This is a genomic window from Streptomyces sp. NPDC003023, assembly GCF_042888225.1.
Lineage (GTDB): Bacteria > Actinomycetota > Actinomycetes > Streptomycetales > Streptomycetaceae > Streptomyces.
The window spans coordinates 133,659-146,222 of sequence record NZ_JBIAPL010000007.1 but is presented as its reverse complement, the minus strand read 5'-3'; the positions used below and the strand labels follow the sequence as shown (position 1 = coordinate 146,222).

At 72.8% G+C, this 12,564-nt stretch carries 11 protein-coding genes and 1 tRNA gene; 5 read left to right on the top strand and 7 right to left on the bottom strand.

Translation table 11 applies throughout. The features are described from left to right. Window positions 1–6 precede the first annotated feature (6 nt). Complete coding sequence (gene corA, locus ACFYV1_RS23120; protein WP_389397703.1) at window positions 7–999, top strand: magnesium/cobalt transporter CorA; 993 nt, start codon at window positions 7–9, stop codon at window positions 997–999. Here corA and ACFYV1_RS23115 read toward each other — a convergent pair. From ACFYV1_RS23115 to ACFYV1_RS23105, 3 genes are all read right to left on the bottom strand, one after another. Further along, window positions 977–2,527 carry a hypothetical protein gene (locus ACFYV1_RS23115; protein WP_389397428.1) on the bottom strand — a complete coding sequence of 517 codons (1,551 nt, stop codon included), beginning with the start codon at window positions 2,525–2,527 and terminating at the stop codon, window positions 977–979. The two genes, corA and ACFYV1_RS23115, sit on opposite strands and share 23 nt — an antisense overlap. 187 nt (window positions 2,528–2,714) lie before the next feature. Then, the gene (locus ACFYV1_RS23110) at window positions 2,715–3,500 is read right to left on the bottom strand and encodes a ferritin-like domain-containing protein (protein ID WP_389397427.1); all 786 of its coding nucleotides are present in this window, start codon (window positions 3,498–3,500) and stop codon (window positions 2,715–2,717) included. Window positions 3,501–3,722: 222 nt separating this feature from the next. Continuing rightward, entirely contained in the window at window positions 3,723–4,772 is a 1,050-nt protein-coding gene (locus tag ACFYV1_RS23105; protein WP_389397426.1) for an LLM class F420-dependent oxidoreductase, read from the bottom strand. Window positions 4,773–4,902: 130 nt separating this feature from the next. Between ACFYV1_RS23105 and ACFYV1_RS23100 the strand changes: the two genes are divergently transcribed. After that, window positions 4,903–5,886 carry an aldo/keto reductase gene (locus ACFYV1_RS23100; RefSeq protein WP_389397425.1) on the top strand — a complete coding sequence of 328 codons (984 nt, stop codon included), beginning with the start codon at window positions 4,903–4,905 and terminating at the stop codon, window positions 5,884–5,886. Between the two features lie 311 nt (window positions 5,887–6,197). Continuing rightward, window positions 6,198–8,537 carry an ATP-binding domain-containing protein gene (locus tag ACFYV1_RS23095; protein WP_389397702.1) on the top strand — a complete coding sequence of 780 codons (2,340 nt, stop codon included), beginning with the start codon at window positions 6,198–6,200 and terminating at the stop codon, window positions 8,535–8,537. Between the two features lie 114 nt (window positions 8,538–8,651). Here ACFYV1_RS23095 and ACFYV1_RS23090 read toward each other — a convergent pair whose 3' ends face one another. Then, the gene (locus tag ACFYV1_RS23090) at window positions 8,652–9,311 is read right to left on the bottom strand and encodes a hypothetical protein (RefSeq protein ID WP_389397424.1); all 660 of its coding nucleotides are present in this window, start codon (window positions 9,309–9,311) and stop codon (window positions 8,652–8,654) included. 47 nt (window positions 9,312–9,358) lie between these two features. Between ACFYV1_RS23090 and ACFYV1_RS23085 the strand changes: the two genes are divergently transcribed. Further along, window positions 9,359–9,547, top strand: a complete 189-nt coding sequence (locus ACFYV1_RS23085; protein WP_100106356.1) for a DUF5703 family protein — start codon at window positions 9,359–9,361, stop codon at window positions 9,545–9,547. Window positions 9,548–9,719: 172 nt separating this feature from the next. Here ACFYV1_RS23085 and ACFYV1_RS23080 read toward each other — a convergent pair whose 3' ends face one another. From ACFYV1_RS23080 to ACFYV1_RS23070, 3 genes are all read right to left on the bottom strand, one after another. After that, window positions 9,720–10,406 carry a chaplin gene (locus ACFYV1_RS23080; RefSeq protein WP_389397423.1) on the bottom strand — a complete coding sequence of 229 codons (687 nt, stop codon included), beginning with the start codon at window positions 10,404–10,406 and terminating at the stop codon, window positions 9,720–9,722. Between the two features lie 145 nt (window positions 10,407–10,551). Then, complete coding sequence (locus ACFYV1_RS23075) at window positions 10,552–10,785, bottom strand: chaplin (RefSeq protein WP_389397422.1); 234 nt, start codon at window positions 10,783–10,785, stop codon at window positions 10,552–10,554. Window positions 10,786–10,959: 174 nt separating this feature from the next. Beyond that, the gene (locus ACFYV1_RS23070; protein ID WP_389397421.1) at window positions 10,960–12,285 is read right to left on the bottom strand and encodes a M20/M25/M40 family metallo-hydrolase; all 1,326 of its coding nucleotides are present in this window, start codon (window positions 12,283–12,285) and stop codon (window positions 10,960–10,962) included. A gap of 185 nt (window positions 12,286–12,470) precedes the next feature. Here ACFYV1_RS23070 and ACFYV1_RS23065 point away from each other — a divergent pair. Further along, window positions 12,471–12,558, top strand: a tRNA-Leu gene (locus tag ACFYV1_RS23065). The last annotated feature ends 6 nt before the right edge of the window (window positions 12,559–12,564 follow it).

Sequence of the window (12,564 nt, the reverse complement as noted above, 5' to 3'; positions counted from 1 at the left end):
GGAAGAATCGGCGCCGTGATCGTGGACTGTGCCATTTACCGCGACGGGCGCCGCACCGAAGGCCCGTCGGACTTCTCCGATGCTCTCGACGAGGCACGGGCCACCGGCGACGCCTTCCTGTGGATCGGCCTGCACGAGCCCACGGAGGACGAGTTCGACCATGTCTCCGCGGAGTTCGGGCTGCATCCCCTCGCCGTTGAGGACGCGCTCAACGCGCACCAGCGGCCCAAGCTCGAGGTGTACGACGACTCGCTGTTCGTCGTCCTGAAACCGGTGTCCTACGAGCCGGAGAGCGACTCCGTGAGCACGGGCGAGCTGATGGTCTTCATAGGCGACTCGTTCGTGGTGACGGTCCGCCACGGCGAGGGCGCCCCGCTGCACGCGGTGCGGGAGCGGCTGGAGGCCGAGCCGGCCGTGCTGCGGCACGGCCCGACAGCCGTGCTGTACGCGGTCAGCGACGCCATCGTCGACCACTACATCGACGTCGCGGCCGAGCTCCAGATCGACCTGGAGGAGATGGAGACCGCGGTCTTCGAACCGGGCCGCGGGGACGCCAAGAACACGGCGGCGCGGATCTACACCTTCAAGCGGCAGGTGCTGGAGTTCCGCCGGGCGGCAGGGCCGCTGGCGGCGCCGATGTCGCGACTGGCGGGCGCGGGCGTGCCGTTCGTCCACGAACACTCGCAGCCGTTCTTCCGGGACGTCCAGGACCACCTGACCCGGGCGAACGAGCAGGTGGAGGGGCTGGACCGGCTGCTGTCCGACATTCTGTCCGCCCATCTCGCGCAGATGGGCGTGCGGCAGAACGACGACATGCGCAAGATCTCGGCGTGGGCGGCCATGGCGGCCGTGCCGACGATGGTCGCGGGGATCTACGGCATGAACTTCGAGCACATGCCCGAGCTGAAGCAGGCCTGGGCCTATCCGGCGACGGTGGTGCTGATGGCGGCCGCGGTCTACGGGCTGTTCCGGCTCTTCAAGCGGCGGGGCTGGCTGTAGGCGGGCGTACCGTCCGCGCGCCGGACGAGGGCCGGGCGAGGGGTGCCAGGTGGACCCGGAGGTCGCGCCGGCCCTGCAGGGCCGGAAGCCGGGCCGTCCGCCAGCCCCGCGCGTACACCGGCGGGGCCGTGTCCCCCGCGGCCACGAGGGCGACCGGCCGGTCCCGTGCGAGCGCGGCGAGTCCCGCGGCGGTGATGCTCCCGTCGTGACCGCCGACCTGGCGTGAGGCGCAGCCGGTCCAGTAGGCGATCCGGGGCGCCTCCCGTCCGGTGATCACGCACGGCGGGCGGACACCCTGGCGGTGCAGTGCGGCGGCGATCCGGTCGAGCGCCCGCCGGTCGGCCCGGCTGTCCCGGACCTTGGCGTGCACAATCCCGTACTGGACGGCCAGGTGGCCGGCGATCAGCAGCGCGAGCACGGCCGCCGCCGGCACCCTCGGCCGGGCCGCCGAGACGATCCGGGTCAGGCACACCGCCGTCGGCACCGCGAGGAGGGCGTAGGCGGGCAGCAGGAAGCGCGGGGCGGCGTAGCCGATCAGCAGCAGGTACGGGGCCGCGAGAAAGAGCCCGGCCAGGGTGGGGACCACCACGGTGGACGCCTGCCGGCCGCGCACCGCGGTCAGCACCCCGCCGGCGACGAGGACCGGCAGCAGGAACCACCACACCGCGGTGACGGGTTGCTTCCAAGGGACGTCGCACGGGCGGCACAGCGAACGGCCGGCCAGTGCGCGCATCTGGTCGCCGAACGCGAGCTGCCACCCCAGGCCGCCCTGGATCTCGCCGGCACGCCGCAGCCGCTCGATGGGGCCGCCGTGGGCGAGGTGGGCCTCGACGATCCAGGGAGCGCAGCCGGCGGCGGTGCCCGCGACGAGTACGAGCAGCAGCGAGGGCCGTCGCCATGACGTGACGGCGAGGGCGGCGACAGCGAGCGGTGCGACCAGCCAGAAGGCGTCGGAGGGCCGCATCAGCGCGGCGAACGCCACACCCGCGCCCGCTCCGACGAGGGCGCCGCGGTCGGAGCCGTCCCGGGCCGCCCGCAGGAAGCAGCCGACGGCGAACAGCGAACCGAGGGCGACCCAGAGGTTGGGCATCACCTGCGGTCCGTAGAAGAGGGTGATCCACAGTCCGGCGAACAGGCCGCCGGCAAGCGCGAGAACCCGCTCGGGGAGCAGGGTCCGCCACGCCCACAGCGCGAGGAACAGCCCGGCACCGGACAGCAGCGCCAGAAAGGCGCGGAGGACGTCGACCGAGGAGGTGAGGAGGGTCACCGGTGCGACGAGGAGGGTGATGCCGCGGGCGCGCGGCGCGCTGAAGAACGCGGCCTCGGCGCCCCGGCCGACCTGGCTGACGTACACCGTCTCGTCCCAGCCGAGTGCCGTCCCGGGGAGGAAGAGCGCCAGTTGGACCAGGGTGTATCCCGCGGCGACGGCCGCGGGCCACCGGAAGTCGCGGAACGCCGGGCGACGGTTGCGTGGGATTCCCGGCACGGATTCCCGCGGCGTGGAGGTCACAGCAGGCGGGCGCGTCATGCGGACACGCTGCATCCGTGCCGCATACGGGACAAGCGGGGCGCGCACGGGGGCCCGGCGGGTCAGCCGCGTGGGTCAGCCGCGTGGGCCGAGGGAACGGGAGGAAGCAACAGGGCTGGGCGACGGGGAAGGAGACGGGGCGGGGCGAGGGACACGGGGCGTCGGGCCGGACGGGAACCCGGCCCGATCAGAACGCGGGAACCACGGTGGCCGGGCCGTCCAGAGCTCCGCGCCGCTCGGGCATCGTCAGACGGACCATGCGGCGCCAGCCGACGGCGCGCTCGTAGACGTACAGCGCGTGGATGCCCGCGGCCAGCGCGGCGGACCTGGTCCTGGGCCAGTGCAGCAGCCTTCCCATGTGCGCCATGACGGCGAGGCTCACGTCGCGGTGGACCCGGATCTCGGCAAGGGCGCTGACGCGCAGCACACGCTGGATGGCGCGGCCGTGTCCGGCGGCCGCGAGACGGAGCAACTCCTCGTGGCAGTAGGCCAGGTGATTGTCCTCGTCGTCGCAGATCATCCTGATGGCCTTCCCCAGCCCGGGATGGTCGCCGAAGTACCGCACGAGCATCGCCATCTGGCCGGCGGCCCGCTCCTCCGTGACCCTGCTGTGGGCGAGGTAGACCACGATGTCCTGCTCCGTCAGCCGTTCGTCGCGGCGCAGCTTCTCGTGCGCGAGTCCGATCCCCCGCTGCTCGAGCAGCATGGTGTAGTCGGTCTCCGGCGGCACCGGTACGGGGTCCAGCCGCCGCTTCTTCAGAAGGGCGTTGAACAGCCGGCCGTGCTTGTCCTCGTCGGCCCCGTGCCGGGTGATCTTAGGGGCGAGGGTGCGCATGCTCTCGGGAACGAGGGCGGCGATGCGGCCGTTCTCCCAGCCTCCCTGGGCCTCGCCGCCGGCGGCGATGGAGCAGAACAGCCGGAAGGAGTCGTCGTTGTCGACGATCTCCTGGAAGAGACTCCGGGCCGAGAGCATGGCCGCCACCTCCGTCGGACCTTGGGACATCCCCGGGGAACGAGTCAAATGCGAGACGGAGGGACGGGCAACAGATGAGTGGGCCGGCTCGCCCGGATGGCGGACAGGGAACGGGCGCTCCAGGCAGTAACCGCCGCGGCCGTCACGCGTTGTACCGCGTGACGGCCGTGGCGGGGAAGACCCCCGAGCCCCCACCACGGCCGCAGGCTTCCCCGGGCGGTGTCACGCGAGGCCCGCGCGCTCCATGGCCTCGGTGCCGGCGCGCAGCGCGTTGATCCGCTCCTCCAGCGTGAAGCCCGCCGGAGCGAGGGTCAGGGTGGTGACCCCGGCCGCCGCGTAGGCCCGCATCCGGTCGGCGATCCGTTCCACTGGGCCGAGCAGCGCGGTCTGGTCGATGAGCTGGTGCGGGACGGCGGCGGCCGCACCGGCCTTGTCGCCGTCGAGGTACTTGTCCTGGATCTCGGCGGCCTCCTTCTCGTAACCCATGCGCTGCGCCAGTTGGTTGTAGAAGTTCTGCTTGCGGCTGCCCATGCCGCCGACGTACAGCGCGGTGTACGGCCGGAACATGTCCGCCAGTCCGGTCACGTCGTCGCCGACCGCGAGCGGCAGGGTCGGGCAGACGTCGAAGCCGTCCATCGTCTTCCCGGCCTTCTCGCGGCCCGCGCGGATGTGCCGCAGCGCGGTTTCCTCGATGTGGTCCGCGGACGGGAAGATGAGCAGGGCCCCGTCGGCGATCTCGCCGGTCTGTTCGAGGTTCTTGGGCCCGATCGCGGCGATGTAGAGCGGGATGTGCTCACGCTCCGGGTGGACGGTGAGCTTGATCGGCTTGCCGGGGCCGTCGGGCAGCGGCAGCGTCCAGTGCTCGCCCTCGTACGAGAGACGCTCGCGGGACATCGCCTTGCGGACGATCTCGACGTACTCGCGGGTGCGCGCCAGCGGCTTGTCGAACTTGACGCCGTACCAGCCCTCCGAGACCTGCGGCCCCGAGACGCCGAGTCCGAGACGGAAGCGGCCGCCGGAGAGCGAGTCCAGCGTGGCCGCCGTCATCGCGGTCATGGCGGGCTGGCGGGCGGGGATCTGCAGGATCGCGGAACCGACGTCGATGCGCTCGGTCTGGGCGGCGACCCAGCTGAGCACGGTGGGCGCGTCGGAGCCGTACGCCTCCGCCGCCCAGCAGACGTCGTAGCCGAGTCTGTCCGCCTCCTGCGCGACGGCGAGGTTGTCGCCGTCCATGCCCGCGCCCCAGTAGCCGAGGTTGATGCCGAGCCGCATAACCGCTCCCTCTTACTGATCAGTAACGTGCCGGTGCCCGGACTCTAGCGCGGCTGCGGGCCGTCCGGCAGGGGCACGTTGTCCACAGGCTCTCTCTGCGTGGGCCCCCTGGCCAGTAATCTCAGCGCCCATGGAGCAGAGGCATCTCGGCCGTACCGGCCTGCGCGTGTCCCGCATCGGACTCGGCACCCTGACGTGGGGCCGGGACACCGACGAGCACGACGCCGCCGACCAGCTGAAGGTTTTCTGGGAGGCGGGCGGCACGCTGGTCGACACCGCCGATGTCTACGGGGGCGGGGAAGCCGAGTACCTGCTCGGGAAGCTGGTCGAGCGGCTGGTGCCGCGCGGGGACCTGGTGATAGCGACGAAGGCCGGCAGCGTGCCGGACCCCGACCGGCGCTTCGACGGGTCCCGCGGGCATCTGCTCGCCGCGCTGGACGCGTCACTGGCGCGGCTCGGCACGGACTACGTGGACCTCTGGCAGGTCCACGCCTTCGACCCCGGCACACCGCTGGACGAGACGCTCCAGGCGCTGGACATCGCGGTCAGCAGCGGACGCGCTCGTTACGCGGGCGTGTCGAACTTCTGCGGCTGGCAGTTGGCGAAGGCGGCGACCTGGCAGTTGGCGGCGCCGGGAGTGCGTACCCGGCTCGCGAGCACGCAGATGGAGTACTCGCTGCTGCAACGGGGCGTGGAGCGGGAGGTGTTGCCTGCGGCGCTCGACCTGGGGATGGGGTTGCTGCCGTCGTCGCCGCTGGGTCGCGGGGTGCTCACCGGCAAGTACCGGGCCGCCACTCCGTCCGGCTCCCGTGGTGCCTCCGAGCAGATGGCACCGTTCGTGGAGCCGTACCTGGACGAGGCGGCGAGCAGCATCGTGGACGCGGTCGCGACGGCCGCGGACGGTCTCGCGGCGACACCGCTGGAGGTGGCGCTCGCCTGGGTCCGCGACCGGCCGGGCGTGGTCGCCCCGATCGTCGGCGCGCGCAACGCGCAGCAGCTCATGGCGGCGTTGTCGGTGGAGGCACTTAGTCTTCCTGACGAGATCTGCCAGGCGCTCGACGACGTGTCGGCGCCCGTGCACCGATATCCCGACCAGGACTGGAGCACGCTGTGACTGCGCCTACCGGGGGCACATCCCCCGGCTCCCCGGCCGAGGCCGTCCCCGACGGCCACACCCCTCCCCCGCCCGCGGACGGACCGCCGGACGAAGCGCGCACGCCCGACGGCGAAACCGCCGAAGGTGCGAAGGACACGGAGACCGCGGAGGCCGCGGAGACCGCGGAGGCCGCGGAGGCCGCGGGCGACGGCGAGGACGGCCACGGCCCGGTGCCGTCGCACCAGGACGCCGCCGAGGGCGAAGCCGGTGACGGGGCAGGGGGCGACGGCGCCGGGGCGGCAGCGCCCGACGGCGCGGAGAGCGCAGGCATCCCCGAGGGGTCCGACGGCCGCGCGCCGGCCGGCCGCCCCACCGAGGGGGCAGCACCTACGGGGCCGTCGGACGCCGTCGTCGAGGGCGGCCACGAAGGGGTGGAAAACACTCGTACGGCAGGCGCGGAGGACGGGGCGGAGGCGGCCGGAACCGCTTCCGAGATCGGCGCGACAGCGGACGACGCCGGGACGGCAGCGCCCGACGGCGCGGAGAGCGAAGACATCCCCGAGGCGGAAAACGCCCGCACGGCGGGCACCGGGGACGCGGCGGAGGGGGCGGAAGCGGCCGGAAGCGCTTCGGGGGCCGGGGCGGCAGCCGAGGGGGAGGACGCCTCCTCGGCGGGAGGTCTGAGCGAGGCCGAGGCGGAGATCGCCGCGCAGCGGGAGCTGCGGGCGCGGATCGAGCAGCGCAAGGCGGAGCGGGACGCCCCCATCGCGAGCGGGACGAAGCTGAGCGGGAGGACCGCCGATCTGCTCGCCGCAGTGCGGGCCGTCGAGAGCGGCGAGAAGCCGGGCGCCGCCTACTTCGGGTCGCCCGGTCCCGAGCCGCGCAGGGCGGCTCCCGTCGCCGCGCCGCAGCCGGTCCGGGCCCGGGCCGCGGAGCCCGTGGCGGCGGTTCCGCCCGAGACGGTCGCCGCCGCGCGAACCGTACTGGCCAGGGGCGGCGCCCCGGAGGCCCTCGCCGGGCAGGTCGCGGAGGTCCTGGGCGAGTCGGCCGGGAACATCCTCGCCGAGGACCCCTGGCGGCTGCTCTCAGTGCCGGGAGTCCTGCCGGATCAGGCGGACGGGTTCGCCCGCGCGCTGCTCGGAGCGGAGGCCGGCCCCGGCGACGAGCGCAGGACGTCGGCCCTCGTCACGTGGTTGCTGGAGCGCGCCGCACTCCAGGGGCACACGGCCGTCGAGGCGTCGGCCGTCCGCGCCTCGCTCGCCGAGCGCTCGGTGCCCGACCCGGACGAGGCCGTGCAGCAGGGCGTGGCCGACGGCGCCGTACTCGTGTTCCAGGACGGTGTCCCGGCGGACGACGAGGACCATGAGGGCGAGGCCGTGCCCGTCCTGCTGGGCCTCGACCGGTACGCGATGGCGGAGGAGAGCCTCGCCGACGGACTGGCCAGGCTGGTCAGGACCGGACCGGGCGACGCCTGGGAGGGCCCCGAACTGGTGCGGGCCGCGGCCTCGCACGGCCTGGTGGTGCACACGGGCGGCGAGGCGGCCAGGGAGGAGCCGGTGGCCCTCGCGCGGGCGGCACGCGCCCTGGGCCTGCGCGCCGTCGTGGCCGTCCACGGGGACAACGGCGTGCGCAGGCTCGGACCGGAGGCCGCCGCCGTCACCGTCGCCGCCCTGCTGGCGGGAACCGCCGGCCCCGGCCGTGACGCGGACGGCGCCTTCGCACTCGACCTGCTGGTCGTGCTGGACGCGCCGCAGCTCGACGTGGAGAGCGCCGCGATGCTGGTGGAGTCCATGCCGGACGGCAGCCGGCTGGTGCTGAGCGGCGACCCCGGTGTGCTGGACGGCGCCGGCGCCGGACGGGTGTTCGCGGACGTGCTGGCGGCCCGCGTGTGCCCGCATGTCGCGTCGCGCACCCCGGACCCCGGACCGATCGGCGAACTCGTGTCGGGCATCGGCATCGGCGAGCTGAACCAGGTCGCGGCCCCCGGCAAGGAGGTCGTGATCGTCCCGGTGCGGGACGCGGGTGAGGCCGTGCACCGTACGGTGCAGCTGGTGGCCGATTCGGTGCCGCGGGCGATCGGGGTGCCGGCCGGGCAGACCCAGGTGGTCACCGTGGGACACGGCGGCTCCGCGGGCACCCGCGCCCTCAACGCGGCGCTCAAGCAGCGCCTCAACCCCGGACCCGGCCGTTTCGCCGGCTACGACCCCGGTGACCGGGTCGCCTACGCCCGGGCGCCGGGCCGGACGCTCACCGGCACGGTCGTCTCGGCCGACGCGGACGGGCTGCACCTCGACTGCGACGGGTCCCGGACCGTCGTGCCCAAGGAGCGCGTCGAGCCGGCGCTGCGCCACGGCTGGGCGCTCACCGCGCACCAGGCGGCCGGGATGCGGTGGCCGGCGGTGGTCGTCGTGCTGCCGGGCGACGCCGCGCAGGGGCTCAGCAGACCGTGGGTGTACACGGCGTTCAGCCGCGCCGAGCGGCACCTGTCCGTGGTGCACGGGGCGGACCAGGCGCTGCCCCGCGCGGTGGCGGAGGTGCCGGGTGCCGCGCGCACCACTCGGCTGAGGGCCCTCCTGGAGGGGCTGCTGGCCGAACCCGCTCCCCAGTCACCGTCGCAGACGCCGGCACCAGCACAGGCACAGGCGTCACCACCCGATGAGGCGCCGTGACGGGTACGAGGGTGGGAGCGACCGAGTCGTAGAAGGTCCCCGGCCCGGGGCGACCGTCGAAGGTCGCCCCGGGCCGGGGACCAGGTGCTGCAACAGCGGCTTGATCCGTACGGGTCAGGACTCCCCTTCGAGCCCCAGAGGCTCCTCCCGCAGCTCGTCCTCGTCGAAGACCGAACTGACGTCGAACCGGCAGACGACGCGCTCCGGGTCGGCCTGGTCGAAGGGGACGCTCAGCCACTCACCGGGCTCCGGAAGCTCGTCCGCGGCGGCCACCCACAGCGTGGAGTCACCCTCCTCGAGACCGAATTCCTTGTGCCGTGACGCGATTTCGTCCGGTTCGTACTCGCCGAAGAGCATCCCGAGAGCCGCGTGCACGCTCGTCCCGACGACCGGGACGTTCGCCGCCCGCTCCTCGTCGTCCGGGTCGAGATCCACGATGCGCTGCGCTTGGGCGAGCAGGCGCAGCGGCTCGACCACCGCGTAGTCGCGGCGGATCAGCACGCTCAGCGCGTTCGGCTCCTCGGGGCCCGTGTAAGGCGGCAGTGAATCGTCCGCGCCGGGGATCTCGAAGGGTGTGACCTCGTCGTAGCGGTCGTAGAGCCGCTCGTCGTAGGCCTCCGCCGCCGCGGCGAGCGCGTTGAACGCGTCGTAGACGGCCGGGTCGTCGTCTCCCGTGCGGTTCTCGACCGCCTCGAGGTGACGGTCCAGTGCGGCTTTGACCGCCTCGGCGGCGGCACGTACCTCGGCAGCGGTGGGCTGCGCAGCATCAGACATAGTGCAGACGCTATCCGTACCGGGGCGCTGCCCGCACAATAGATGCGATGCCGGAATACGAATTTGTCGACGTGTACGTCCCTCGCGGGGTCTCCCGCAAGGAGGCGACCCGTCTGCTGACCGACCATGCCGAGTACGGACACTGGGAGTTGGACCGACTGACCCTGCACCGGGACGGCAGCCGCAGAGTGCGGCTGCGCCGGCGCATCATCCGCCAGGTGCGCGCCACCTGGTGATCAGGAAGAGCGGCACACGCGAAGGAGCGGGCCCCGCGACCGCGGGACCCGCTCCTCGTGATGCGGCGGCAGCAGGGCTGCCGGGGCCGTGGCCCCTGCTGTGCGTGACCGCACGGCCACGGGGGATTCACTCCTCCCCGCGGGCGCCCTGCTCCGCCGCTCCCGCGCGGTCCTACGCGGCTGCGCGGGAGCGGCGGTAGAGCACCGTTCCGGCGAGCAGCAGGCCGATACCGGCCGGCGCCAGCAGGTCGAGCGCGTCCATGCCGGTCGCCGCGAGCTCACCGCCGCCACCGGGCGTCACCGTCTGGGCTCCGGGCGTGTTCGGCTCGCTCGGCGTCTCCGGGGCCTCGGGGGTCTCCGGGGTCTGCGGCGTGCCGGGGTTGCCGGGCTCCTCCGGGTGGCCGGGCTCCTCCGGGCCACCGGGCGGCGTGGTGCCCGAGTCGTTCTCGCAGTCGTTGCCGAACGTCGGGTTGAGCAGCCCGCCGACGGTGATGCTGTTGCCGCAGGCGTTGACCGGTACGTCGATCGGCGCCTGGACGTTGTTGCCGGAACCGACGCCCGGCGAGTTGCTCGTCGAACCGTCCGCCGTGGAGCCGCCACCGTGGTGGCCCGACTCGGAGACGTTGGCGCACTCGTTGCCGAACGTCGGGTTGAGCAGCCCGACGACGTTCACGGTGTTGCCGCAGGCGTTCACCGGCACGTGCACCGGCGCCTGGACGTTGTTCCCGGACAGTACGCCCGGGGAGTTCGACGCTCCTCCGTGCGCCCCGGCGTCCGCCTGCGCGTAGCCGCCGCCGAGGGCGAGTACGCCGCCCGCAGCGGCCACGGTGATCAGGCCTTTACGCGTGACCTGTCGCATGTCTTGATGCCCTGCCTTCCAGCTTCACGAATGCCCCTGGGCACATGCCGAGGGTTTTGAAGAAGCGGGCGGCCCCGGAGTGCATGGCGCGCACTCCGGAGCCGCCCGGATTCACCGCCGGCCCACAGCGGGCCGGAACGCAACGTCAGGCGTTGACGCAGGTGTTGCCGAAGGCGGGGTTCAGCAGGCCGATGACGTTGACCGTGTTGCCGCAGACGTTCACGGGGACGTGAACCGGCACCTGAACCAGGTTGCCCGACAGAACGCCGGGGGAGTGCACGGCCGCGCCGTGGGCACCCGCGTCAGCCATGGCCATGCCCGCACCGGCGAGCAGCAGACCGCTGGCGGCAGCCGCAGTCGCGACGACCTTCTTGATCATTATTCCTCCTGTTGGCAAATGCGGTCCCAGCCGCGGACCGCAACACCTGTAACGAGGAGGAAGCGCAGGGGCTACGAGCCGACACCCCCATTCACTCTTTCAAGTCATGTGCGCACGTACGGACGATTATCGGAGCGTCATCCGAACATCCCGGGAGGCCCGGACCGGCCGCCCTCAGCACTGGTCGATGAACCGGTCGAGGACCCGCACGCCGAACTTCAGTCCGTCCACCGGCACCCGCTCGTCCACGCCGTGGAACATCCCGGCGAAGTCCAGCTCCGGCGGCAGCTTGAGCGGCGCGAAGCCGAAGCAGCGGATGCCGAGGTCGTCGAAGGACTTGGCGTCGGTGCCGCCGGAGAGCATGTACGGCACGGCCCTCGCGATCGGGTCCTCCGCCTTCAGCGCCACCTGCATCGCGTCCACGATCGCCCCGTCGAAGCTGGTCTCCAGCGCCTTGTCGCCGTGCACGTCCTCGCGCTTGACCCGGGGGCCGAGCAGCCGGTCGAGATCGGCGAGGAACTCCTCCTCGTAGCCCGGCAGGAAGCGCCCGTCCACGTGCGCCGTCGCCTGGCCCGGAATGACGTTCACCTTGTACCCGGCGCCGAGCATGGTGGGCGCCGCGGAGTTGCGCAGGGTGGCGCCGACCATCTTGGCGATGCCGCCGAGCTTGGCGAGGGTGGCGTCCATGTCCTCGGGGTCGAGCGGTGTGCCGAGGGCGTCGGACAGTTCGTCGAGGAAGGACCTCACGGTCTTGGTGACCCTGACCGGCCAGGTGTGGCGGCCGAGCCGGCCGACGGCCTCGCAGAGCTCGGTGATGGCGTTGTCGTTGTTGGTCATCGAGCCGTGGCCGGCGGTGCCGTCCACGGTCAGGCGCATCCAGTGCATGCCCTTCTGCGCCGTCTCGACGAGGTAGAGCCGCAGGTTCTCGTTGACGGTGAAGGAGAAGCCGCCGACCTCGCCGATCGCCTCCGTGACGCCCTCGAAGAGCCCCGGGTGCTTGTCGACCAGGTACCGGGCGCCGTAGGTGCCGCCGGCCTCCTCGTCGGCGAGGAAGGCGAGGACGATGTCGCGCGGGGGCTTGCGGCCGCTGCGCAGCCTGTCCCGTACGACGGCGAGGGTCATGGCGTCCATGTCCTTCATGTCGACCGCGCCCCGGCCCCAGACGCAGTCCTCCGCGATCTCGCCGGAGAAGGGGTGGTGGGTCCAGTCGTCCGCGTTCGCGGGCACCACGTCGAGGTGGCCGTGGATGAGCAGCGCGGGCCGCGACGGGTCCTCGCCCTCGATACGGGCGACGGTGGAGGCGCGGCCCTTGTGCGACTCGAGGATCCGCGGCTCGAGCCCGACCTCCGCGAGCTTTTCAGCGACGTACTCGGCCGCCGCGCGCTCGCCGGGGCCGGAGTGGTCCCCGTAGTTGCTGGTGTCGATCCTGATCAGCTCACGGCAGAGATCGACGACCTCGTCCTCGCCCGTGACCGCCCGGGCCGTGTTCGACTCGCTCACGCTGATTCCTCCCGCTGTCGCTGCTGGTGGTCCGGCCTCATCCTCTCGTCATCGTGCCGCGTACCCCAAGGGTGCCCGCCGCCATCGCACGGCGGCCGTCCGAACCGGGGGGTGATCGAGCGGGGTCGAATGTTTGCTATGGTTTTCCACGTCGGAACGGCCCAGGGCCGCGAGACAGACACCTTGTCCGGGTGGCGGAATGGCAGACGCGCTAGCTTGAGGTGCTAGTGCCCTTTATCGGGCGTGGGGGTTCAAGTCCCCCCTCGGACACCAGCAAGA